Origin of the sequence: Mesorhizobium sp. BR1-1-16 (genome assembly GCF_020165495.1) — a bacterium.
Classification (GTDB): domain Bacteria; phylum Pseudomonadota; class Alphaproteobacteria; order Rhizobiales; family Kaistiaceae; genus Kaistia.
This window is the reverse complement of the sequence record NZ_JAIUIE010000012.1, coordinates 26,225-49,524: the sequence shown is the minus strand read 5'-3', so window position 1 is coordinate 49,524 and position 23,300 is coordinate 26,225. Positions and strand designations below refer to the sequence as shown.

Genomic DNA, 23,300 nt, shown 5'->3' with positions numbered 1-23,300 from the left:
GCCGCGTGATGCGGCAGACACAAAGTCGCCGCAAAGCGGCCCATGCGCGACAGGCGGTTCCGACGCCATCGGAAATCCGTCGCGGCTGGTGTCACGCCTGTCGTCACGAAAAAGTGAAAAGTTTGGAGGGCGCTACGCCGTCTGTTGGTCCGCCGCTCAGCGCGCTGCGCCGGCGGCGTTGACCCTGCAGATATACACGGACGTCGTCGCCGTCATCATCAGGAGACGGCCGTCAGCGCCGCCAAAGGTGAGGTTCGCGGCGCGCTCGGGCAGGCGGAGGCGGCCGATCAGCGTACCGTCTGGAAGATGGCAGCGGATGCCGTGATCGTCGGCGAGCCAGAGCCGCCCTTCGGTATCGACGCGCAGACCGTCGAAATGGCCACCATCGGCATCGACCAGCACATCGCCGCCCGTCAGCGCACCGTCGGCGGAAGCCGCGAAACGCCGCAGATGGTTGGGCCCGTCAGGCCGCTCTGTGCTGCCGGTATCGACGATGTAGAGCAGGCTTTCGTCTGGCGAGAAGGCGAGGCCGTTCGGCATGACGAAATCATGCGTCATCTGCCGTACATCGCCCGTCGCCGGATCGAAGCGGTAAACGTGGCAGCCCTCGACCCCATCATCGGCCGGACGTGAACGGTCGCGGCCATAGGACGGGTCGCTGAACCAGATCACGCCGTCCCGCGTCACCACGACATCGTTGGGCGAATTGAACGGGCGCCCGTCGATGCGGTCGACGAGCGGGGTGATCGTGCCGTCCGGTTCGGTCCGCGCGATGCGATGCGGCGTCTGCTCGCAGGTGACGAGCCGGCCCTCTCGGTCGACCGTGTTGCCGTTGGGACTCATCGCCGGCGCACGGAAGGTCGCGATGCGGCCGCTGGCGGGCTCATAGCACAGCATTCGGTCGCCGGGGATATCCGACCAGACGAGGAGGCCGCGATCGGCCAGCCAGGCCGGCCCCTCCGTCCAGCGGCTGCCGGTCCAGATGCGCTCGACCCGCGCATCCGCCACCGTGCAGGCGGCGAAGCGCGGATCGATGATCTCGAAAACGGGGCCGGGGAGCGGCCCAAGCGGCTTCTCGGCTACCAATTTGTCACCGAGCCGTCATGGCGCTTCAGATGCGGCGCTTCCCAGAACTTGAAGCTCTGCTGCTTGATCAGCTCTTCATTGACCTCGACGCCGAGGCCGGGCGTATCCGTGACGGCGTAGTGCGCCTTGTCGATGCGCGGCTGCACCGGGAAGAACTCCGAATTGTCGAAGCCGAGCTGTTCGGCGGTCGAGGTGCGGGTCTCCAGCCAGGAGAAGTTCGCCACCGCCGCCGCGAAATGCACGGTCGCCGCGGTGCAGATGGGGCCAAGCGGGTTATGCGGCATCATGTCGACGTAGTGGGCCTCGCTCCAGCCGGCGACCTTCATCGCCTCGGTCAGCCCGCCGACATTGCAGATGTCGATGCGGTTGAACTGGTGGATGTCGCGCTCGATGAAGGGCAGGAACTGCCATTTCGAGGCGAATTCCTCGCCGATCGCGAAGGGCACGTCGACCATGCGCCGGAGCGCTTCATAGGCCTCCGGCGTCTCGTCGCGGATCGGCTCCTCCAGGAAATCTAGGGTGCCGGATGGCATTTTCTGGCAGAAGCTCGCGGCTTCGGCGACCGAGAGGCGGTGGTGATAGTCGACGCCGAGCACGACATCGCCGCCCAGTTCCTCGCGGGCCTTGACGCACCATTTTGCGGTCGTCGCGATATGCTCGCGCGGCTCATAGACGTTCGGGTTGCCGTGGCCCGAGGGCGACAGGCGCATGGCGACCCAGCCGGCGGCGACCAGCTCCTTCGCCTGTTCGATCATCGCCTCGCCGGGCGCGGCCGTCGTCGAGGCGAAGGTCGGAATGCGGTCGCGCTGCTTGCCGCCGAGAAGCTGATGGACCGGCACGCCGAGCGCCTTGCCGAGAATATCGTAGAGCGCGATGTCGATGGCCGAGATCGCCGCCTGCAGCACGCGGCCGCCCTCGAAATACTGGCTGCGATACATCTCCTGCCAGAGCGCGCCGATCCGGAACGGATCGCGGCCGATCAGGAACTCGCGATAATGCTCGAGAGCGCCGACCACGGCCTTTTCACGCCCCGAAAGGCCGCTCTCGCCCCAACCGAACACACCATCGTCGGTTTCGATCTTGACGAGGAGCTGGTTGCGCGTGCCGACCCAGACGGGATAGGCGCGGATTTCCGTGATCTTCATGATGGTCCCGTCCGGGGTTGCGAGGATATTCAGCCGTTCTTCAGCGGGTTCAACTTCCGCCATTCTTCATATTCCGGGCGCGCGGCGTCGGAGAGCGGGTAGTAGCGCTGCAGCGAACCGCCCTGGAGAAGCATGGCCTTGGAGAAGTCTTCCCAGTCGTGATGCGTGCCGGCATGTTCCAGCACCTGATAGCCGAGCGCGGCCGGAACGACGCAGGCCCCATCATCATCGGCAACGATGATGTCGCCCGGCATCACCGTGACGCCGCCGCAGGCTATCGGCGTGTTGACCGCGAACGGCATCAGCTTGGTCTGGGTGTGAAAGTTCGGCGTCACGCCGCGCAGCCAATAGCCGAGATCGATTTCCTTGGCATGCGGGAAGTCGCGGATACAGCCGTCGATGACGACGCCGGCGCCGCCGCGGCCCTTGAAATAGGTCAGCATCATCTCGCCGAAGATGCCTGAGCGCATGTCGCCGCGGGCGTCGACGACGACGATGTCGCCCGGCTGCGTGTGGTAGAGCACATGGCGGTGCAGCTGCATCTCGGGATCGAGATATTCGCCGTCGCCATAGAGGTCCTCGCGCTTCGGCATGAACTGCAGCGTCAGCGCCGGTCCCGCGACGGCGCGGCCCGGCGTCCAGGCGACGGGGCCTTCGATGAAGGTGTCGCGCACGCCCATATGATGCAGCGTGCTGCAGGCCGTCGCGCAACCGAGCGCTTGCAGCCTCTCAACCAGCTCACGTGGCGGCCGCACGATGTCCTTCGTCTCGATCATGGTCACTTCCTCCAAACCTTCTGTCGTGTGCGCGGTGTGCTACCAGTGCCAGATCGTGCCGTCTTCGAGCCGGTTGACCGGCAGATAGGCGCGCTCATAGGGGTGTTTCGCCGCGAGATCCTCGTCGATGTCGACGCCATGGCCCGGCGCCTCGCCCGGATGCAGATAGCCGCCATCCTGCTGCCAGGCATGGGGGAAGACCTCATGCATCAGCGGCGTGTAGCCGGAGAATTCCTGGATGCCGAAATTCGGCACCCAGAGATCGATATGGACATTGGCGCCCATCGCGACTGGCGAGACGTCCATCGGCCCGTGGCAGGCCGTGCGGATGTGATAGACGGACGCGAAATCGAAGATGCGCCGAAGCCCGGTGACGCCGCCGGCATGCACTGATGTGGCGCGGATATAGTCGATGAGCTGCTCCTCCATCAGGAGCTTGGCGTCCCAGATCGTGTTGAACACCTCGCCGAGCGCGATCGGCGTCGTCGTGTGCTGCCGGATCAGCCGGTAGCCCTCCTGCAGTTCGGCCGGAACGGGGTCCTCCAGCCAGAACAGGCGGAACGGCTCGAGGTCCTTGCCGAGCCGCGCGGCTTCGATCGGCGTCAGGCGGTGATGCGTGTCGTGCAGGAAATGCGGTTCGTCGCCATAGGTGTCGCGCAGCTTCTGGAACAGCTTGGGAATGTGGACCATGTATTTGGATGTGGACCACACTTCCTCGTTCGGTAGCGTGTCGACCATGCCGCCGGTGCCCTGCACCGAGCCCTTGCCGGTGCCGTAGATCGCCGGCAGGCCGGGGATGCCGACCTGCGCGCGAACAGCGGCATAGCCTTCGTCGCGTTTCTTGCCGACGGCTTCGACCGCTTCCTCGATCGTCATGCCCTGGGCATGCGTATAGACCATCACCTTCTCGCGCGAGGCGCCGCCGAGAAGCTGGTAAAGCGGCATGTTGGCCGCCTTGCCCTTGATGTCCCACAGCGCCATGTCGACAGCCGAGATCGCGGCCATGGTGATCGGGCCGCGCCGCCAATAGGCACCGCGATAGAGATACTGCCAGATATCCTCGATCCGCGCGGGATCGCGGCCGATCAGCAGCGGCGCGACATGATCCTGCAAATAGCTGACGACTGCGAGTTCGCGGCCGTTCACCGTACCGTCGCCGATACCGTAGAGGCCTTCGTCCGTCATGATCTTGACGGTGACGAAATTCCGCCCGGGCGAGCAGACGATGACTTTGACGTCGGTGATCTTCATCGAAATGGACCTTGCGAGAGCGGGACGTCAGGTGAGGTCGTGGCGCCAGCCGAGCATTCGTTCGGCCTTGGCTGACGAGAAGAAGCTGCGCGTTCCCGAGAGATCGCCGTGGATCGGCAGTCCTGGAAAGAAGCGCTCCGCGAGTTCGAGCGTCGGGATGTCCATTACCGTGTCGGGCGCCGCGATGTAGAAGACCTCGTGCCCGGTGAAAGGCGCATCGAGCGCGTCGAGACAGGCGCGCGCCGCGGCGCTCGTCAGCGTATAGGCCCAGAGATGCTTGGCCTTTTCGGCCGTCGCCTCGCCATAGAATTCGACGGCGCGGGCGCGGTCGTCGACGACGAGGTGGAAGCGCATGCTTGCGATGCGGATATTCTCGTGGCGGCGGGCGAAGCTGTCCGCCTGCTGCTCGCAGATCCATTTCGACAGGCTGTAGGGCTCCTCGACCGATGTCGGGTGCAGTTCGTCGATCGGGAAATATTCGAAATGTGGTTCGCGGCTGAAGGAGAGGCCGATCGCATTGACGCTTGAGGCCTGGACAATCCTGAAGATGCCGACCTCAACGGCCGCGCGCATGGCGTTGTAGCTGCCGACGACATTGTTGTTGTGGATGACATGGTCAGCGTGGCGGCCGGGCGCCGGGATCGCCGCCATATGCACGAGATCCTGGCAGCCCCTGAAGGCTTCGACCAGCGCGTCATAATCGGCGACATCGGCGACGACGAAGCGCAGATGCGGGTTCGGATGCGGTTCTTTCGGCGCGACGCGGTCGATCGCGACCACATGATGGCCGCGGCGAAGCGCTTCCTCGACGATGGCGCTGCCGATCCGGCCGGTGGCGCCGGTGACCGCGATGGTCCGCGGCGGCTTGGTCGCGCCCTCGGCTTCGGCGGCGGTGTTGTCGATATCGGTCATGGCTGCGCTCCGGCGCTCAAGATGCGTAGACGGCCTGATGCAGGCCGCGGATATAGCCGATGGCGTAGAGCCGCCCAAACGCCGAGTAACCGGCATTGTCGTTGCTGTCGCCCTCGACCGTCGGGACATGGTCAGGCCTGAGAACGCCGTCAAAGCCGATGTCGCGATAGGCCTTCATGCAGGCCAGCATGTCGGTCTTGCCGGCATCGTGCCATGTCTCCTCGAAGGCCGATGGCGTGCCGCGGACATCGCGGAAATGCACGAAGGAGATTTTCTTGCCGAACTTGCGGATGTCAGCCGGCAGGTCGTCCGTCATCAGCGTGAAGTTGCCCTGGCAGAGCGTGATCGTGTTCATCGGGCTGGGGACGAGTTCGATCAGACGCTGATAATTGTCGATTGATCGCATGATCCGGCCAACGCCGCGGATCGGGGACAGCGGCGGGTCGTCGGGATGCATGGAGATCTTGACGCCGGCCTTCTCGGCGACGGGCAGCACCTTTTTCAGGAAATAGTCGAGATGCGTCCAGAGCGCTTCCTCGTCGATCGGCGGCTGGTCGGTGAGATCGGCGCGCACATCGGCGGCATTGAAGCTCGTGACCACCGATCCGCCGCGCGACGGCGTCGCGAGATTGGTGCGGACCCAATTGAAGTCGGTCATCCATTCGTAGCACCAGACCGGAATGCCGAGCCGGCCCATATTGGTCAGGAGACGGCAGACGGTCTCGATTTCGGCGTCCCGGCCCGGCAGCCCCCGCTTCGCCTTGTTGAGCGGCGGCCGCGCCTCGATGACCACTAGCTTGAAGCCGCCGGCCTCGTAGCGCTGCTTCAGCCGCTGCAGCGGCGCGTAGTCCCACGGCGCTTCGCCTTCGAGGAGATCCTCCGGCGGCAATCCGCCGACGGCGAGGGTGACGCCGGCCTGCTGCGCCAGCCGCCAGACCGGTGATGGCGTCGGGCTGATGAATTCAGCGATTTCGAGCATTCGCAGGATATTCCCATGATCGTGCCGATCGCGGACCGGCTGTGACGGATGCGCTGGCGCGCATGTGGAGGGGGTCAGACGGGCAGGAGTTCGGAAAGCGCAGCCTTCGCGATTTCGGGGCGTTTCTCGTGCAGGAAGCAGGACGCGGCATGGCGTTCGTCGATGCGGAAGAGCGGCGGATCCTCTTTGCAGATCTCCATCGCCATCGGGCAGCGCGATCGGAAGCGGCAGCCATCACTGCTGCCGCCGGCCTCGCGCGCCTTGATCGGCTGCGCGCCCCAGCGCTGGTCGAGATTGGGCCAGGGGATCGAATCGACCAGAAGCTGCGTGTAGGGATGCTGCGGATCGGTGATCACGCGGTCCACGTCGCCCGCCTCCATGACCGAGCCGCGATAGAGCACGATGATCGATTTCGCGATGTGATAGGCGGTCGTCAGATCATGCGTGATGTAGATGATCGAGACGCCATGGTCGCGTTGCAGGTTGCGCAGTGTCTCGAGGATCGTTGCGCGCAGCGAGGCATCGACCATCGAGACGGGCTCGTCGGCGATGAGCAGGCGCGGCTTCAAAAGTAGCGCCCGCGCGACATTGATGCGCTGGCGCTGGCCGCCCGAGAGCTGGTGCGGAAAGCGCCCCAGGATGTCTTCGGGGCGTAGGCCGACCGCCGTCAGCGCCTCTTCCATCTTGTTGCGGGCATCGGCCTTCGACTTGGCGAGGCCGAAACGCTTGATCGGGACCGTCAGCAGGTGGTCGACGGGATAGAACGGGTTGAACACCGCGAACGGGTCCTGGAATACGGCCTGGACCTCGCGGCGATAGGCCATCTTCTCCGCGCCATGCAGCGAGGCGATGTTCTTGCCGCGATAGATGATCTGTCCCGCCGAGGCCGTGATGAACCCGAGCAGCAGCATGGCGAGCGTCGTCTTGCCGCTGCCGCTCTCGCCGGCGACGGTGAGGATGGTCGGTTCGTCCTCCTTCAACGTCAGCGAGAAGTTGCGGAGCGCGATGGTCGAATGAGCGTTGATGATGCCGTGCGAATAGACCTTCGAGACATTCTCGAGCCGGAGCAGATCGGCCATGTCATGCTTCTCCGTCATAGAGATGGCAGGTCACGCGCCTGCCGCCGGGCAGGACCTGCTGCTGGGGCCGGATCGTGCTGCAATGAGGCATTGCGCTTTCGCAGCGCGGATGGAAGGCGCAGCCGCTCGGAAGGCGGAGGAGGGATGGCGCGAGCCCGGGAATGCCCTGGAAGACGCCTTTGTTGCCGAGGCTCGGCAGGCTGGAGATCAGCGCACGCGAATAGGGATGCTTCGGGTCGGTGAACATCTCGCGGACCGTGCTCACCTCGACGAGGCGGCCCGCATACATCACCGCGACCTTGTCGACGAACTGCGCCATCAGGCCCATGTCGTGGCCGATCAGGATGACGGCCGCGTTGATCGCCTTCTGGACGTTGTCGATTGTCTCCATCACCTGGCGCTGGGTGACGACGTCTAGCGCGCTGGTCGGCTCGTCGGCGATGATCACATGCGGATCGAGCAGGATGCCGATCGCGATGCAGACGCGCTGCTTCATGCCGCCCGAAAGCTCGTGGGCATACATGCGGAAGACGCCGGCGTCGAGATCGACCGATTGCAGTGCGCGCTTGCAGCGGGCCTCGATCGCAGCGCGGCCCTCACGCGGCAGATGCGATTTCACGGCGTCGATCATCTGCGCGCCGATCCGCATCACGGGATTGAGCGAGTTCATCGCGCCCTGCGGGATATAGGCGATGCGCGAGAGCCGGGCCTTGCGCATGTCCTCGGCGCCGAGCGTCATTAGATCGCCACCGCCGACGACGACGGAGCCGCCTTCGATGCGACCCGGCGCCTTGATCATGCGCATCATGGCGAGCGCCAGTGTGCTCTTGCCGGAGCCACTTTCGCCGACCATGCCGAGCTTCTCGCCGGAATTCAGCGTGAAGCTGACATCGTCGAGCGCCTTGGCGCGGCCGCTATCCGTGTAATAGGTGACCTCCAGATTGCTGACGCGAAGAATGGGGCCGTCGCTTGCGGCATGACGGGGTCCGAGCCCAGCCGATGGCCGCGCCGGAGCCGTTGCGAGCATTTCGTTCATCTGCGTCACTCCGACCTGCGCACGCGGGGATTGGCGAGTTCGTCGAGGCCCATATTGATGAGGGCCAGCGAGCCGAGGATGAGGATCATCGCGACCGAGGGGATGATCGGCCACCACCACCAGCCGTTGAAGAAGGCGCCCTGCGACTGCGCGGCCCAGATGATATTGCCGAGCAGCGGCTCGCGCAGCGGCCCGAGGCCGAGCACCGCCAGATAGAAGGCGGCGAACACCGCCGAGAAGACCTGCGCCACGAAAGCTGCCGCGATAAAGGGCAGCAGGCACGGCAGGATCTCCTTGAAGATGATGCCGAGATCGCTGACGCCCGAAAGCTTGGCGACGGCGACGAATTGACGTTCCTTCATCGTCAGCACCTGCGCACGGATCACCAACGTCGGGCCCATCCAGGCGAGGAGCACGACGATGAGCGCCATTGTGACAATCGTGACGTCGCGCTTGTCGAGCGAACCGGCGATGACGACCTGAATCAGGAGAACCGGGATCGGCGTCAGGATCTGGCAGACCGTGCGGATGGTGGCATCGATCCATTTGCCGAAATAGGCGGATATGAAGCCGAGCACGACGCCGATCAGCGTGCCGAGGCCGCCAGCGAACACGCCGATGAAGGCGGTCTGCCACATGCCCACCACCATCGCGGCGAGCAGGTTGCGGCCGAAGAAGTCCGTGCCGAACGGGTATTTCCAAGAAGGCGGCTTCTTGGCGGCGACCGAGAGCGGATAGGCCTGCTTGAGATCGACCGTCATCAGGCCGATGACGGTGAAGGCGACGAGGCCGAGCAAGATGACGACGCCGAGGGCAAGGCCCTTGTTTCGGCGCAGATAGCGAAGGAGCAGGATGAAACGGCCAGGCCGCTCGATCCGCTTTTCAATCGGGGGCGACAGCGCGACGGTCGACATGCGTTTCGCTCCTTATGAACTGCGGACGCGGGGGTCGAGCAGGGGATAGATGAACTCGACGATCGTCATCAGCACCGCGACCGCGATGGTGATGAACAGCACGATGCCGTAGATCGTCGGGAAGTCGTTGGCGCGGATGGCGAGGTTCAGCATCGTCCCGATGCCGGGAAGCCCGAACAGGCCCTCGACGATGATCGCCGATGTCACCATGGTGCCGAGCGCCAGGGCAAGGCCGGTGACCTGCGGCAGCATGGCGTTGCGAAGATAGTAGTCGCGGAAGATCCGGCCGCCGGTCAGCCCCTTGTGCTCGGCGAAATTGACATAATCCTCACCCTGGATCGTCACCCCCATGCCGCGCATCGAGAGCACCCAGCCGCCGACCGAGCCGAAGATCAGGGCCAGCGCCGGCAGTATCTGGTGTTGCATCAAGTCGAAGAAGAAGGTCCAGGTCCAGGTCGGCACCACGCCGACCGAATAGGCGCCGCCAAGCGGTAGCCATTTGAGGCGGAAGCCGATGAAGAACAGCAGCAGGATGCCCATGATGACCGGCGGAACGCCCGTCAGGAGGATGAAGGGGGTTGCGAAGGCGCGCAGCCAATGCGGCGCGCGCGGCCAGGCGGCGACGGCGCCGAGCAGATTGCCGATGATGAAGGAAAGGATGGTCGTGACGAGCAACAGGCCCAGCGTCCAGGGCAGCGACTGCGCGATCAGTTCGGCCACCGTCGTAGGATAACGGTAGAGCGAATAGCCGAAATCGAGATGCAGGATATTGCCGAGATAGGTCCAGTATTGCTCGTAGAGCGGCCGGTCGAGGCCGAACTGCTGGTTCATCGAGGCGATGATCTTCTCGAGGTCGGCCGGCGAGAAGCCGCCGGTCCGCGCAAGTTCGCCAAACCGCTCGCGCAGCGCGTTGCGATTGGACAGGCGCGGAATAAAGAAGACGATAGTCGAGGCCGCCCATATCACCAGGACGAGGAAGAGCAGCCGCCGAATGACGAGTTTGAGGCTCACGTGAAGATCCTGACGTCGCTTGCCGTGTCGTTTGCGGTGGAGGCGGCGCGCGCCTGACGGCGCGCACCTTCTTCGCAAAGCGGACAGTGATCCGCGGCTCCTGCGCCTATTGCGCGCCGGAGGGCTGGAGACCGGTGATCACCAGGAGGCCGGTATGGGCCCAGAACGCGCCATTGGTGCCTTGGGCGACGTTCGTGGAGCTCGGCCAGTTCTTCCAGTAGTGGTTGTTGTAGGGAATGCGGTGCAGCCACTGGATGATCGGCACGTCGATCGTGTCGCGCCAGTAGATGCCGAGAGCCTTCGCGGCGCCTTCCTGGAACTTCGGATCGTCAGAACCGAGCGGCGAGATCTCGTCGAGGATCTTGTCGAACTCGGGGTTCTTGTAACGCGAGAAGCGGTTGTTGCCCGCGGCCGAGCCGATCGACTCGCTGTATTTGCCGTGGAACAGGTTCAGCGCCTCGAAGGGATCGTAGAGGCTCGCGCCATGGCCGAAGAGATAGAGGCCGGCCTTGCCATCGACCATGTTCTGGTAGGCGTCGGTGCCGAAATTGACATTCGAGTCGAAGCCCGCCTGCCGCAGCATTTCCGCCAGCACCGGCGCGATATCGCCATGGATGGTCTCGAAGGCCTGGATCGTGGCGTCGAACGTCTTGCCGTCCTTCTCCCACAGTCCGTCGCCATTCTTGGTCCAGCCGGCCGCCGTCATGAGCTTGGCGCTCTCTTCGGGATCGAACTTGCCGGGCTCATACTTGGCGGCTTCGGCCTTCACCGCGTCCGAATCGGCGAACTTCTGCAGGTTCGGATAGAGCGGGAAGGGATAGATCGTCGCGATCTTGGCGCCGTCGTAGAGGACTTCGTTGATGCGGTCGCGGTCGATCGCGAGGCTGATCGCCTTGCGGATATTCGGATCGTTGTAGGGCGCGAGCTGGGTGTTCATCCAGAGCGAGTTGGGCCACCAGTCGAGATAGCCATAGGGCGACTCGGTGCCGGTCCAGGACTGCACGTCCTTGTTCTGCTCGAGGATGTTGCCGATGACCTGCGCGCGCATGTCGACCGAGCTATCGAACTCGTTGTTCACGATCCGCTGGGCCACGGTGTCGATCGGCTGGTTCAGGATGTTGACGATGACGACGCGCTTGACCGCAGGTTCGGCGGCGCGCCCAGCCTTGACCGCCCACCAGTCGGGTCGGAGGTCGAGGATCTTCTGGTTCGCATTCCAGGCGACGACATCATAAGGGCCGGAATGCGGGATCTGATCGAGGCCGACGGCTGCCGTGGGATTGGACTGCGCCGATTCCCATTCCGCCGGCACGATCGGCAGGCCGGTATCGAACTTCTCGGTCAGCACCTCGAACTTGAAGCGCGGCGCCGGCTGCTTGAACTTCACCTCGACCGTCAGGTCGTCCTTGGCCGTGACGCTGTCGACGAACTGGTCGAAATGGGCGTGATAAGGCAGCGTTTCATACTTCATCTGCCCTTCGAAGGTGTAGACGACGTCCTTGGCCGTTACCGGCTTGCCGTCGCTCCACTTCGCGTCCTTGTTGAGCTTGATCTCGAGTTCCGTGAAATCAGGCTTCGTGTATTCCATGCTGTCGGCGAGCCATGGAATGAACTGGCCGCCATCCTTGAAGATGCCGAAATACATCAGCGGCTCGAACAGCAGGTTGTTGCCTTCCTGATGCGTGTAGCCCGGCAGCACCCACGGATTGGTGGTGCCGATCGAAGTGCCGCCTGAAACGCCCCAGGCGAGATTGAGCGTCTGGTTGCGCGGAACGGTGGGCAGCGGGCCCTTCGGAACGATTTCCTGAGCCGCCGGCAAGCCGGGGCTCTCGGCATAAGACGCGGCCGGCGCAAGAAACGCCGCCGCTGCCAGCGCGAGGCCGGCAAGTTTTGTCAGTTTGACCATATGATGAAACTCCTCCCTGAGCTGTTTGACTGAAGCAGATGCGATGATCTGCGTCCGCTTGGCGCCGATCAGGCGCAGTTGACCGCTTCCCTCCTCACGACAACAACGAAATCATAATGGCGATGTCCCCTTTGGGATCTTGTTCGCCTGCTCGGATCTGGTCGCGACAGCGCGCTCTTCAGTGAGGCGCGGTCGAAGCTTCGGGCAGTTGCCGCGGGCGTGGCAGAGGATGTCAACCAAGCGCCACGACGATGAATGCTTGGACATAGATATCCCTGGCGCGACGAATAAGTATTCGTGGCCGCGCTCAATAGAAATCCATTGCGCTACAAGCGCCATGTCAAGCTTGTCGATCTTTCCTTCCCTCGCGATATTGCCCATTTGAAAGCAATCCGCTTATTGTCTATTGTTTCCAATAGGGTTACGTCAGTTTTACAACTCGGTCAATCGCGAAACGCACTTCCGAGCGGCTCTTTCCTGCGTTGGATATCCCCCAAGCTCTGTCGATGAAATGGAGAAGAACGATGTCGAAACCCGCGATGCGCATTGCCGTGGGCCAGTTCCATGAGCTCACGGACGAGAAGCTGCGCTTTGCGGCGCAGATCGGCGTCAAAGGCATCCAGATGAACAACCCGACGCTGCCGGGCGATCTCTTCTGGGAAGAGGCCGACATCCGCCGTCTCGTCGAGAAAGTCGAAGCAGCGGGGCTGGTCTTCGAGGCGATCGAGAATGTCCCGACCCATTTCTACAACAAGGCCATGCTCGGCCTTCCCGGGCGTGACGAGCAGATCGAGAACTATTGCCGCACGCTCAGGAATGTCGGCCGCGCCGGCGTGCCGATCCTCGGCCTGCATTTCATGCCGAATTCGGTCTGGCGGACCGATCGGCGGGCGCCCGGCCGCGGCGGCGCCGGCAACACGCGCTTCGAGATGGCGAAGGTCGAGGGCGCGTCCAAGGACGCCTGGCGCTCCTTCATGCCGACGACGCTCGGCCGCGCCGATTCCATGCCCCTCTTCGAGGAGGAGGACGGCATCGTCACCGCCGAGATGATGTGGGCGAACTACTTCTATTTCATGGATGCCGTGCTGCCGGTCGCGACCGAGGCGGGGGTGAAGATCGCGCTGCATCCGGATGATCCGCCCGTGCCGATGCTGGGCGGCGTCGCCCGCATCTTCAAGGACACGACTGACTTCAAGCGTGCCTATGCCCGCTATGCCGACAGCCCCGCCTGGGGCCTCGATCTCTGCCTCGGCTGCTGCTCCGAAATGCCCGGCGGCGCCGACAATGTGCGCGAGATGATCAGCTTCTTCGGACCGAAGGGCCGGATCTTCTACGTCCATTTCCGCGATGTGCAAGGCACGGTGCCGGATTTCACCGAATGCTTCATCGGCGAGGGCAATTTCGATCCGGCCGAGATCATGACGCTGCTGCATGCGAGCGGCTTCACCGGCTTTCTGCTCGATGATCACGTGCCCCAGATGGATGGCGACACGAGCTGGAACCATCGCGGCCGCGCCCATGCGATCGGCTACATGCAGGGTCTCCTCAGCATGGCCGAGCGCGCCGCCGCCTGAAAAAGGCGCGGCCTTCTCAGTCGAAGAAGGCCGCGTCATCTTCATGGAGATATTTCCTGGCGGCGTCCGCATTGATGTCGAGGCCGAGCCCTGGCGCTGCCAGGAGATCGACCATGCTGTCGGTGACGATCCTCTCCGGGAGGCCTTCGACCAGGTCGTGCCACCACGGGTCGGAAGCGCTCGGATATTCAAACGCGATGTAGTTTGCCGGCAAAGTCGCGGCGACATTGATCAGCGCGCCGAGGCCGAGCAGGCCGTTGGCTGTGCCGTGCGGCGCCATCAGGATCGAGTGCATCTGCGCGTGTTCCGCGATCCATTTGAGCTCGGCGATGCCGCCGACATCCGCGGGATCGGGACCGACGACATTGACCGCCTGCGTCTCGATCAATTCCTTGAAATTGTTGCGCAGATAGATCTGCTCGCCGGTGTGGATCGGCGTCGATGTCGATGTCGTCAATTCGCGATAGAGCTGCGGATTGACCCAGGGCGTATAGTCGCCGGTCAGCATGTCCTCGAGCCACATGAGGTTGTATTTCTCGACCGCACGGGCAAAGCGGATCGCGTCCGGCAGCATCCAGCCGGGGCCGCAATCGAGCGCCAGGCTGACCTTGTCGCCGAGCACTTCCTTCATCGCCGCAACGCAATCGAGCATATGGTTGAAGCCACGCTCGCTGATGAGGCCGGTATCCATGGCGCCGTGGAATATGCTGTTCTGCGGGATGCCGTAATGGAAATCGGGGAAGTCGCGCTTCATGGACGAATGGAAGCTGATGCCCTGCTTCACCATGAAGAAGTTTTCGGGCTGCTCCATCATCCACTTGCATTCGGCGGCATAGTCCTCGGGGCGGGTACCCGTCATCGGCCGCCGGACCGAGCCATTATAGACGCGGACCTTGTCGCGCACCTTGCCGCCAAGGAGCTTGTAGACGGGCACATTGGCCGCCTTGCCGGCGATGTCCCACAGGGCGTGCTCGATGGCGCTCACCGCGGCGCCATAGGGCTTGAAGCTGCCGCGCTGGCGGATCTTCAGCATGCAGCGCTCGACATCGGTCGGATCCTCGCCGATCAGTGCCTCGCGAAACTGCAGCACGAATGGCTTCAGATAGGGCTTGGTCCATTCAACCTCGCCAAGCCCGTGCAGGCCCTCGTCAGTCGTGATGCGGACAATAGGATGGCGGCCGATAACCGCGCATTTCACGTCTTTGATTTTCATGGATGTCTTTCGCGCTGAGCATGCCTTTTGGACGGAGGCATCGGTTCAGTCGTCCTCATGTCCTCGGAAGTCGGCGCCGACGCGCAGTTCGTTCCATTCGGTGGTGTCGTTGAAATAGCTGGCGGTCTTGCGAAGGTTCTCGCGGATCACGTCCTCGTTGAGGTCGATGCCGAGACCCGGCGCATCCGGCACGGTCACATAGCCGTCGGCCATGTAGTTGGCGTCGAGACCCTTCACGAGATCGCGGAAGAACGGCAGGTCGAGACCGTGATGCTCGACGGCGACAAGGCTTGCGATCGATGCGCCGAGATGAACATTCGCCATGAAGCCGACCGGCGAGCAGCAGGCATGCAGCGCGGTCGGGATGCCGTAGCGCTCGGCATGGTCGGCGATGCGCTTGGTCTCGGAAAGGCCGCCCGAGGACAGCATGTCGGGATGAATGATGTCGAAGGCGCGGGTCTCGATCGCCTCGCGGAAGCCCTCGAAGAGATAGAGATCTTCGCCGGCTGCGACCGGCGTCAGCAGCGCATCGGCCACCTTCTTGTGCCCGGCGATGTCGCGCCAGGGCATGACATCCTCGATCCAGGCGAGATTATAGGGCTCGATCGCCTTGCCGATACGGATCGCCTCGTCGGCGGTGACATAACCTTCACCGAAATGATCGGTGCAGAGCGAGATCTCGTCGCCGACGGCCGCGCGGACCGCGCCGCAGATTTCCGCCGCAAGTTCCACGCCGCGCTCGCTGATACGCGGACCCGCGCCACGGCCCGGCACATACCATTGATTATATTGATAATACTCATGCTTGGTCGCGCTGCCGACCAGCGCGCCCGGCGTCTTTTCGAACAGCCGCGCCGGAAGATCGAACTTGATGAAGGTGAGGCCGAGCGCCTTGCGCTTCATCACGACCTCGACATAGCCCTCGGGCGTCTGATTGCGCGGCGCGGGGGTATCGCCATAGAGCCGAACCTTGTCGCGATATTTGCCGCCGAGCAGCTGATAGCAGGGGATGCCATAGACCTTGCCGACGAGATCCATCAGCGCGATCTCGATGCCGCAGACGCCGCCGGCCTCGCGGCTGTCGCCGCCATAGCGTTTGATTGACTTGAAGAGGTAGTCGACATTGCACGGGTTCTGGCCGATCAGCAGATGCTTCAGCCTAAGCGCGGTGTCCGGATGGGCGCCATCGCGCACTTCGCCAAGGCCATAGATGCCCTGGTTCGTATCGATCCGGAGGATCGGATAATAGCCGTGCCCGACAATCGTCGCCACGCGGACATCTGTAATCCGAAGCTTTGATGGCTGCGAGGCCGTGCGAATGCCGTTCTCGACGCTCTCGACTAGCTCCAGTGGCTCTGACGCAATGGACAAGACATTCCCTCCATAGGATTAATCATGGTGGTTATTCCACCTTGTCTTTATGGATATTGTGCCGCGACGCGCGCATTTGCTCGATGATGTGCCGGCCGGATCCTTCGACATGCCGCGCGATGATCGCTGCAGCGGCCTGATCGTCGTGTGCCTTGATCGCCTCAAGCACTTCCGCATGCTCCCGCATGACGGCGGCCTGGCGGCCGAGCGAGGTCCGATGCCGGCGGCTGATCGCGCGCAGGATCTCGCGATGCTTCCACCACAGATCGACAGCGTGGCGGTTGTAGTGGCGCTGATACATCGTGTGATGGAACTGCGTATCGAGTAGGCCGTGACGGATCGGGTCGGCGTAGTTCAGCGCGACCATTTCGGCGTGCAGCGCTTCGAGCGTCTCGATATCGGGGTCGGTGGCGATGCCGACAAACCAGCGCGTCAATGCCGGCTCGATCAGCACCTCGATCTCGTAGATGTCGCGAATGAAGTCCTCGTCGATCGGCCGCACGCGCGCGCCGCGGTTCTGCGCCATCACGACGAAGCCTTCGCCGCGAAGCTGCTGCAGCGCCTCGCGCACCGGATTGGTTGACGTACCGTGCTGGGCAGCCAGGTCGGCGACGATCAGGCGGGCATTAGCGGGCAGGCGGCCGGAGATGATGTCCTCGCGGATCGCCTCATAAATCGAGGCCTCGCGGTCGAGCGGTTGGAACAGCGGCGCATCGAGGCTGGCAAGCGTGTTCATCGACCGGCTTCGTATGTCCCAAGATCCGCGCGTCAGCAGCTTAGCGCACAATGCAATTCATTTCGTGTACGATTTCTAGCGGAGTCGAGCGTATCCGTCGAGTCCTTGCTCACGACTTCGGAAATGATGGAGGACGATCGGCGTGCGGCACCGGCTGACCGGGCGCACGCGAAATTCCCGGCCGCTACCGCGCGGCCGGCGTTCTGGTGCGGGCAGGGCGTGGTGCGCTGTTCAGCGCGGCCGCCGCACGGACGAGGGCCTTGAAGTCTTCATCGTCGATGGTGTCGCCGACGCGAATATCGATCGCCCGGCGCGTGTTGCCGGTGAGGCTGGCATTGAAGAGGCCTGAGGGGTCCGGCAGCGATGCGCCCTTGGCGAAGGTCAGCTTCACGACCTCCTTATAGGTTTCCCCGGTGCAGATGATGCCGGCATGCGACCAGACCGGCACACCGCGCCATTTCCATTCCTCAATGATGCCCGGTTCGGCCGCGCGGATCAGCATCCGCATATGTGCGAGCCGTTCACCGCGCCAATCGCCGAGCTCGCTGATGCGCTGGTCGATCAGCCGCGACGCCGCGCCGCTGTCCTTGTCATCCTTGTCGGTCATCGGAGGTCAGGCGCTCGTGCTCAAATAGGCGAACGTCACGCCGTCAGACGCATCCGCGAGCTCAAGATCGCTCGCTGTCCAGGTCTCTACGGGCGTCTCCTTGACGTTGCGCGTGTCGACGCGCCGGACGAGGTCGAAGCCGTCATCCTCCCCGGCGATCATCACCTCGGCATCGGGCAGGTTGAGGGCTTCGAGCTTCGCAATGAGTTCCTTGACGGTCATGATGCTCTCTCTTGCTGGTCTGCGGCGGCGGTGAAGGCGGCGCGACCGAGTGTCGGGCCGCTTCTGCCCGCAGTCAACGCGGCAGCTCCATCCGGCGCGTTCCAGTCAACCAGCCGACGCGGCGGTGAAGACCGCCAATTGGTCGTCGAAGGCGCGCTGGAAAGCCGGCCGCGCTTCGCCGCGCGCAACATAGGCAAGGAGACGGGGATAGTCCTCCAGAAGGCCAGATCCGTTCAGCCGGCGCACCACCGTTACCATCATCAGATCGCCAGCGCTGAAATCGCCATCGAGCCATTCGGCATCGCCGAGACGCAGGGAGAGCTCGTTGAGCCGCACGCGAATCCGATCTTCGACGATCGGCAGGCGCTGCGCATACCAGGGCTCGGCGCGCTCGACGATCTTTGCATAGGTAAGATCAAGGATTGGCGGCTCCAGGGTGCTGAGTGCAGCGAACATCCATGTGATCGCCCGCGCCCGGGCCATCGCATCGCCCGGCAGCAGCCCGTCATGGCGCTCCGCGATATGCAGCACGATGGCGCCGGACTCAAAAAGCGCGAGGCCGTCCTCCTCATAGGTCGGAATCTGCCCGAAAGGATGGAGCGCGCGATGGGCCGGCTCCTTCATGTCGGCGAAAGAGACGAGGCGAACCTCATAAGGCTGCCCCACCTCTTCAAACGCCCAGCGGACCCGCATGTCGCGCGCCTGCCCGCGGCCGCGGTCGGGGGATTTTTCAAAGGCTGTGATGACGGGGGGCATGCCGAGGCTCCGGTTGCTCGAGGGACGCTGTCGAGGATACTGCCGTGATGGCCGGGCCTCTCGAGGCCGAACGCGCCAGTTTGCAGCTTCCTTCCCAAGAACGAACCAGCAGGGCGGATGCCGACATTGCGCCTTGATCGACAGAGCCGGCTTTGCCGCATCGTGCAAAGCGTCCTTCTCGGCACTATGGCTGCATGAATCCAGCCCCGCTCACAATCCTGGTCATCGACGAGACCCGCATCCGCGCTTCGATCATCGAAGCGGGACTGCGCGATGCCGGGCATGAGCGTGCCACGCTGGTCCATGACGTGCCGGGCATCGCCAGGCGAATCGCCGAGCTCGAACCCGATGTCATCGTCATCAATCTCGAAAATCCCAATCGTGACATGCTGGAAAACATGTTCCAGCTTTCGCTTGCAGTGAAGCGTCCGATCGCGATGTTCGTCGATCGCTCGGGCCTCGCGACGATCGAGGCGGCTGTTGATGCCGGCGTCTCGGCCTATGTCGTCGACGGGTTGCGGCAGGAGCGGGTGACGGCGATCCTCGCCATGGTGATCGTGCGCTTCAAGGCCTTCGCCCGAAGGCGCGCGGCGAGGCTTGGCTGGCAACCTCTCATCGCCTGTCGTTGACCTTTACTCAGGCCAACCTGAACTGAAGCATGTGCCGGTGCGCATTTCGCGCGAAGAAAGGCCCATCCCCTTCGCGGGGATGGGCCAAGGTCGATTACTTGTCGGTCTTGTGGCTCTGACGGCCTGTGCCGCCGTGCTGTTCGGTCGAACTGCCGCGGGTCGAGCCACCCTGCTGGCCGCCCGACGAACGGCTCTCGCCGCTGCTCTTGTTGTCATCGTTCTTGTGGCTCTGGCGCCCAGCCTCGGCGTGCTGCTCGGGCGTGCCGCCACGGGTCGAGCCACCCTGCTGAGCGCCTGATGACTTGCTGCCCGCGCTGCTCTTGGCGTCGTCGTTCTTGTGGCTCTGGCGGCCGGCCTCGGCATGCTGTTCCGGCGTGCCGCCACGGGTGGAGCCGCCGCTCTGATTGCTTTGATTTCCCATTTTGGGTTTCCTCACATGACCCGGAACCATCTCCCAGGCTGCGGAAAATCAATGACCTCGACGGGCCGGTGTTCCCGCTTGGTTCGATAGCGGACCTTGGCGCTAGCTCGCGGTGCCGCCTCTCCGGCAGGACGCTGAATGGCGCTGTCGCTGACAGTGCGAGCCGGCTCGTTTGGCGCGAGATCATGCCGGCGGCGCGTTCGCATTGTGAGCTGCCCGATCCGCGCCGTCAGGAATGATCGCAGGGCGAGGTAGCGCTTCCCGACTGAAGGCTGCGCTTTGCCGCGCGCCCCAGTTCAGCCGGCAGAAACGGCTTCAACAGGATCGGCGCGTCGCCGCATCGCGGCGGGATGTCGGTCTCCGGATATCCTGTCATGAAGACGACCGGAACACCGCGACCTCGACATATCTCCGCAACGCGCAGGCCGGAGTCGCTGCCCAGATGGATATCGAGCAGAGCGAGGTCCGGTTTTGAAGTGTTGAGCAATGCGGCGGCGCCAGCCTCGGAATCGGCCAGGCCCTCGACTCGCCATCCAAGCTCGATGGCCATCTCCTCAACCATCATCGCAATGATCGGCTCGTCTTCGACGATGATGAGACGAAACCCATCGGCCTGCATTCGTCGTGGTCTCGCGCTCAAGCATCCAGAACATGTGCTTCCACGACCGTAGTGTGTGACGGCCGCTGGTCAATGCACTGTACGCTGGCTGACCCTGCCTTGAATGGGACATGTTGCAGAACTACGAGAGGGCTTCGATTGCTTGGCCTTCCAGCGACTACGACCGAGCTCCCATGCTCCCGCGAGAAGGGCCTTCAATGCGCCTCCGGCAATCCGCCCTGCAGAATCAGATCCTGACCCTTCTCGAGCCCGCAGACTTCGAGGCCCTGGCGTCTCATCTCGAACCTGTCGATCTGCCGAAAAGCTATATCGTTGTGGAGGCTGAAAAGCCGATCACCCATTACTATTTTATCGAGTCGGGAATTGGCTCGATCGTCGGCCGATCACCGGAGGGTCTGAAAGCCGAAGTCGGGCTTGTCGGCCGGGACGGCATCATGCCGACGGCCGCGATCCTCGGTTCCGATTCGATCGTTCACGACATAACCGTTCAGGTCGCCGGGCATGGTTATCGCGTCGAGGCTGAACAATTCAAAAAAGTCCTGAGCAATAATCCCGGTCTGCACGCTGTCTTTCTTCGATTTGTACAAGTTCTATCGACGCAATCCGCCTATACTGCTCTTTCCAACGCCGTTCACCACGTAGAGGAGCGGTTGGCACGATGGTTGCTGATGTGTCACGATCGCGTCGACGGAAATCAGATCGCGCTGACCCACGAATATATTTCCATCATGCTCGCCGTGCGGCGACCCAGCGTCACGACAGCCTTGCATGTGCTTGAGGGAAACCGCTTCATCCACTCGACCCGCGGATTGGTGACGATCCGTGATCGGGAAGGGCTGAAGGCCTTTGCCGCCGACGCCTATGGTGTGCCCGAGGCCGAATATGTCCGGTTGCTGGGTCCGCTCCACAAGCACTGACTGGCTTTTCGCTGTGCTTGGGCTGCGGTTCGTTGTGCGAGACGTTCCGCTGATGCCGCAGTGCCGTAGCTTTTGGCAGCGATCACCCGGGGTATAGTTTCGGCTCGTGCGAGGTCGGTGTGGTTGACGCACTCTCCGGGCCGTTCGGCCGGTCACTCCGTGCCTGCTCGGACGCCTTGGTGCGCTCCGGGGGATGGCCGCTTGCAGCCGCTGTGGGGCCGTCCGTCTTCGGTCCGGGATGAGGGCCTGCCTGCCGTGGCTGTTCTCTGGCTGACTCCTGATCCGATTTCCGTTGCCGCTCCTGCCGCGCCGCACCGTGCGCAGCTGCTGTTCCCTTCGGAAAGCCGCTGCGATCGCTGAAGCTGCGTGGCTTTTCGCGGCGCGCATGGCTATCGGCGAGCGCTTTGCTGGTGGCGATGTCGAGCAAAGTCACGCCAGCGACAAGGGCGAGTGCCAGTCCGGCATTGTGCCGCTTGGGATTATGGGGTCCAAGCGCCGTCGCCAGGGCGGCGATGTCCAGCCCATCGCCGAAGATGCGGCTGGCGACGCCCGTCCGCTTTTCCGTTGAAAGGGTCAGCACGCCCGCTGCGATTTCGCGAACGCCGACACAGCGGACGAGACCCTCCATGCCAGACATGCCGAGCCAGCGCGTCAAGGCTTTGGGCGCGAGCAATTCCGTCAGGCCGAGCCCGATGCTGAACCAGCCAAGACCGCGCGCGAGCCTGTCGGAGCCTGGCAGGCTGGAAGGGCCGGTGGCGATGATCTTGGGGTCTGCGGCGGGACGCGTCAGATTGGCGAGCGAGAACATCGGATTACCTCGTTACGGCTTGAGGACGACCTTGATGCAGCTGTCGCGCTTGTCGCGGAACAGGCCGTACATCTCCGGGCCTTCTTCCAGGCCGGCCGTGTGGGTGATGACGAAGGAAGGGTCGATCTCCTCTTCCTCGATGCGGCGGACGAGATCATCCGTCCAGCGCTTCACATGAGTTTGCCCCATGCGGAAAGTCAGGCCCTTGTTCATTGCGGCGCCCAGCGGGATCTTGTCGACGAGCCCGGTATAGACGCCAGGAACCGAGACGATCCCCGCGGGACGGCAGACATAGATGATCTCGCGCAGCACGTGCGGGCGGTCATTCTCCATCATCAGCATCTGCATGCCGCGGTCGTAGATCGTGTCAGGCAACGAAAGCGCGACATGGCTCTCCGTGCCGACCGCGTCGATGCACTTTTCGGGACCCTTGCCGCCTGTCAGCTCGTTCAGCCGCTCGACGACGCTCTCCTGGTCGCGGTCGATCGTGATCGCGCCGGCCGCCTCCGCCATGCTGAGACGCTCGGGCAGACGATCGATGGCGATCACTTGCCGGGCACCGAGCAGGATGGCGCTGCGGATCGCCATCTGGCCGACCGGCCCGCAGCCCCAGACGGCAACGGTGTCCGTCGGCTCGATGTCGCATTGGACGGCGGCCTGCCAGCCGGTCGGCAGAATGTCGCTGAGGAACAAGGCCTGCTCGTCCGAAAGGCTGTCGGGCACCTTGATATGCGTCGAGTCCGCGAAGGGAATGCGGAGATATTCCGCCTGGCCGCCCGGATAGCCGCCCGTCAGATGGGAGTAGCCGAACAGCCCGGCCGTCGTATGTCCGAAGACTTTGTCGGCGAGATCCTTGCGACGGTTGGTCCGCTCGCATACCGAGAAATTGCCGCGCCGGCACTGGTCGCACTCGCCGCAGGTGATTGTAAAGGGTACGACGATCCGGTCGCCTTTTTTGAGATGATTGCCAATCCCGGATCCGACCTCGACGACCTCGCCCATCGTTTCATGGCCCATGATGTCGCCGGGCAGCATGGCCGGAACCAGATTGTGGAAGAGGTGGAGATCAGATCCGCAGATGGCGCAACTCGTCACCTTGATGATCGCGTCACGCGGATCCTCGATCGTGGGATCGGTGACGCTGTCGCAGCGGATATCCTCCTTGCCGTGCCAGACGAGCGCTTTCACGATGCATCCCCCTGTTCTGTCCGCATGGGGAGGCGATCGCGTCGCCGCCCGGCCGGAGCGGGGTGGGCGCTGGCGGGCTCCTCGACCGAAGTCCGTCGATGCTCAGGTGATGCAACCGCAAGTCGAGCCATCCGCGTTCCTCTA

General features: G+C 63.5%; 24 protein-coding genes and 1 pseudogene. 3 read left to right on the top strand and 22 right to left on the bottom strand.

The genetic code is table 11. The features are described 5' to 3' along the window. Positions 1-156: 156 nt before the first annotated feature. The 12 genes from LB518_RS20420 to LB518_RS20365 form a co-directional block, all read right to left on the bottom strand. The gene (locus LB518_RS20420) at positions 157-1,086 is read right to left on the bottom strand and encodes an SMP-30/gluconolactonase/LRE family protein (protein ID WP_224579660.1); all 930 of its coding nucleotides are present in this window, start codon (positions 1,084-1,086) and stop codon (positions 157-159) included. After that, positions 1,080-2,231 carry a mandelate racemase/muconate lactonizing enzyme family protein gene (locus LB518_RS20415; RefSeq protein ID WP_224579746.1) on the bottom strand — a complete coding sequence of 384 codons (1,152 nt, stop codon included), beginning with the start codon at positions 2,229-2,231 and terminating at the stop codon, positions 1,080-1,082. Before LB518_RS20415 ends, LB518_RS20420 begins: the two co-directional genes overlap by 7 nt. Before the next feature lie 29 nt (positions 2,232-2,260). After that, positions 2,261-3,007 carry a ribonuclease activity regulator RraA gene (locus tag LB518_RS20410; protein WP_224579659.1) on the bottom strand — a complete coding sequence of 249 codons (747 nt, stop codon included), beginning with the start codon at positions 3,005-3,007 and terminating at the stop codon, positions 2,261-2,263. 39 nt (positions 3,008-3,046) lie between these two features. Beyond that, a complete protein-coding gene (gene manD, locus LB518_RS20405) occupies positions 3,047-4,258 on the bottom strand; it encodes a D-mannonate dehydratase ManD (protein WP_224579658.1) in 1,212 nt (403 codons plus the stop codon). A 27-nt stretch (positions 4,259-4,285) separates the two neighbouring features. Next, entirely contained in the window at positions 4,286-5,170 is an 885-nt protein-coding gene (locus tag LB518_RS20400; protein WP_224579657.1) for an NAD-dependent epimerase/dehydratase family protein, read from the bottom strand. Positions 5,171-5,186: 16 nt separating this feature from the next. Then, positions 5,187-6,149: a mannonate dehydratase gene (locus LB518_RS20395; protein WP_224579656.1), complete on the bottom strand. Its 963-nt coding sequence runs from the start codon at positions 6,147-6,149 to the stop codon at positions 5,187-5,189. 74 nt (positions 6,150-6,223) lie between these two features. Continuing rightward, positions 6,224-7,228, bottom strand: a complete 1,005-nt coding sequence (locus LB518_RS20390; RefSeq protein WP_224579655.1) for an ABC transporter ATP-binding protein — start codon at positions 7,226-7,228, stop codon at positions 6,224-6,226. Position 7,229: 1 nt separating this feature from the next. Further along, positions 7,230-8,264, bottom strand: a complete 1,035-nt coding sequence (locus LB518_RS20385) for an ABC transporter ATP-binding protein (protein ID WP_224579654.1) — start codon at positions 8,262-8,264, stop codon at positions 7,230-7,232. Between the two features lie 5 nt (positions 8,265-8,269). Then, positions 8,270-9,178, bottom strand: a complete 909-nt coding sequence (locus LB518_RS20380; RefSeq protein WP_224579653.1) for an ABC transporter permease — start codon at positions 9,176-9,178, stop codon at positions 8,270-8,272. Between the two features lie 12 nt (positions 9,179-9,190). Then, complete coding sequence (locus LB518_RS20375) at positions 9,191-10,189, bottom strand: ABC transporter permease (protein WP_224579652.1); 999 nt, start codon at positions 10,187-10,189, stop codon at positions 9,191-9,193. 106 nt (positions 10,190-10,295) lie between these two features. Further along, the gene (locus LB518_RS20370) at positions 10,296-12,095 is read right to left on the bottom strand and encodes an ABC transporter substrate-binding protein (protein ID WP_224579651.1); all 1,800 of its coding nucleotides are present in this window, start codon (positions 12,093-12,095) and stop codon (positions 10,296-10,298) included. Between the two features lie 111 nt (positions 12,096-12,206). Further along, positions 12,207-12,476: a hypothetical protein gene (locus tag LB518_RS20365; RefSeq protein WP_224579650.1), complete on the bottom strand. Its 270-nt coding sequence runs from the start codon at positions 12,474-12,476 to the stop codon at positions 12,207-12,209. Positions 12,477-12,619: 143 nt separating this feature from the next. Between LB518_RS20365 and LB518_RS20360 the strand changes: the two genes are divergently transcribed. Beyond that, on the top strand, positions 12,620-13,669 hold the full coding sequence (locus LB518_RS20360; RefSeq protein WP_224579649.1) for a mannonate dehydratase: 1,050 nt from the start codon (positions 12,620-12,622) through the stop codon (positions 13,667-13,669). Between the two features lie 16 nt (positions 13,670-13,685). On the opposite strand, the gene LB518_RS20355 is transcribed toward LB518_RS20360, so the two are convergent. The 6 genes from LB518_RS20355 to LB518_RS20330 form a co-directional block, all read right to left on the bottom strand. Beyond that, the gene (locus tag LB518_RS20355; RefSeq protein ID WP_224579648.1) at positions 13,686-14,882 is read right to left on the bottom strand and encodes a mandelate racemase/muconate lactonizing enzyme family protein; all 1,197 of its coding nucleotides are present in this window, start codon (positions 14,880-14,882) and stop codon (positions 13,686-13,688) included. A 45-nt stretch (positions 14,883-14,927) separates the two neighbouring features. Beyond that, positions 14,928-16,253 carry a mandelate racemase/muconate lactonizing enzyme family protein gene (locus LB518_RS20350; protein ID WP_224579647.1) on the bottom strand — a complete coding sequence of 442 codons (1,326 nt, stop codon included), beginning with the start codon at positions 16,251-16,253 and terminating at the stop codon, positions 14,928-14,930. 31 nt (positions 16,254-16,284) lie between these two features. After that, a complete protein-coding gene (locus LB518_RS20345; RefSeq protein ID WP_224579646.1) occupies positions 16,285-16,989 on the bottom strand; it encodes a GntR family transcriptional regulator in 705 nt (234 codons plus the stop codon). Between the two features lie 184 nt (positions 16,990-17,173). Next, positions 17,174-17,596: a DUF1801 domain-containing protein gene (locus LB518_RS20340; protein WP_224579645.1), complete on the bottom strand. Its 423-nt coding sequence runs from the start codon at positions 17,594-17,596 to the stop codon at positions 17,174-17,176. A 6-nt stretch (positions 17,597-17,602) separates the two neighbouring features. Next, positions 17,603-17,818 carry a hypothetical protein gene (locus LB518_RS20335; protein WP_224579644.1) on the bottom strand — a complete coding sequence of 72 codons (216 nt, stop codon included), beginning with the start codon at positions 17,816-17,818 and terminating at the stop codon, positions 17,603-17,605. Between the two features lie 105 nt (positions 17,819-17,923). Next, positions 17,924-18,574: a glutathione S-transferase family protein gene (locus LB518_RS20330; protein ID WP_224579643.1), complete on the bottom strand. Its 651-nt coding sequence runs from the start codon at positions 18,572-18,574 to the stop codon at positions 17,924-17,926. A gap of 194 nt (positions 18,575-18,768) precedes the next feature. Between LB518_RS20330 and LB518_RS20325 the strand changes: the two are divergent. Continuing rightward, positions 18,769-19,155: pseudogene (locus LB518_RS20325) on the top strand (ANTAR domain-containing response regulator); the annotation flags it as partial. Positions 19,156-19,297: 142 nt separating this feature from the next. Here LB518_RS20325 and LB518_RS20320 read toward each other — a convergent pair. Both LB518_RS20320 and LB518_RS20315 read right to left on the bottom strand, forming a co-directional pair. Then, a complete protein-coding gene (locus LB518_RS20320) occupies positions 19,298-19,624 on the bottom strand; it encodes a hypothetical protein (RefSeq protein WP_224579642.1) in 327 nt (108 codons plus the stop codon). Between the two features lie 229 nt (positions 19,625-19,853). Further along, positions 19,854-20,243, bottom strand: a complete 390-nt coding sequence (locus LB518_RS20315; RefSeq protein ID WP_224579641.1) for a response regulator — start codon at positions 20,241-20,243, stop codon at positions 19,854-19,856. A gap of 197 nt (positions 20,244-20,440) precedes the next feature. Between LB518_RS20315 and LB518_RS20310 the strand changes: the two genes are divergently transcribed. Next, the gene (locus tag LB518_RS20310; protein ID WP_224579640.1) at positions 20,441-21,160 is read left to right on the top strand and encodes a Crp/Fnr family transcriptional regulator; all 720 of its coding nucleotides are present in this window, start codon (positions 20,441-20,443) and stop codon (positions 21,158-21,160) included. 82 nt (positions 21,161-21,242) lie between these two features. On the opposite strand, the gene LB518_RS20305 is transcribed toward LB518_RS20310, so the two are convergent. Next, positions 21,243-21,968 (bottom strand): hypothetical protein, encoded by a 726-nt coding sequence (locus tag LB518_RS20305; protein WP_353619973.1) that lies wholly within the window; start codon positions 21,966-21,968, stop codon positions 21,243-21,245. A 12-nt stretch (positions 21,969-21,980) separates the two neighbouring features. Beyond that, positions 21,981-23,156, bottom strand: coding sequence for a zinc-dependent alcohol dehydrogenase (locus LB518_RS20300; RefSeq protein WP_224579639.1), 1,176 nt, complete (start codon positions 23,154-23,156; stop codon positions 21,981-21,983). Positions 23,157-23,300: the final 144 nt, after the last annotated feature.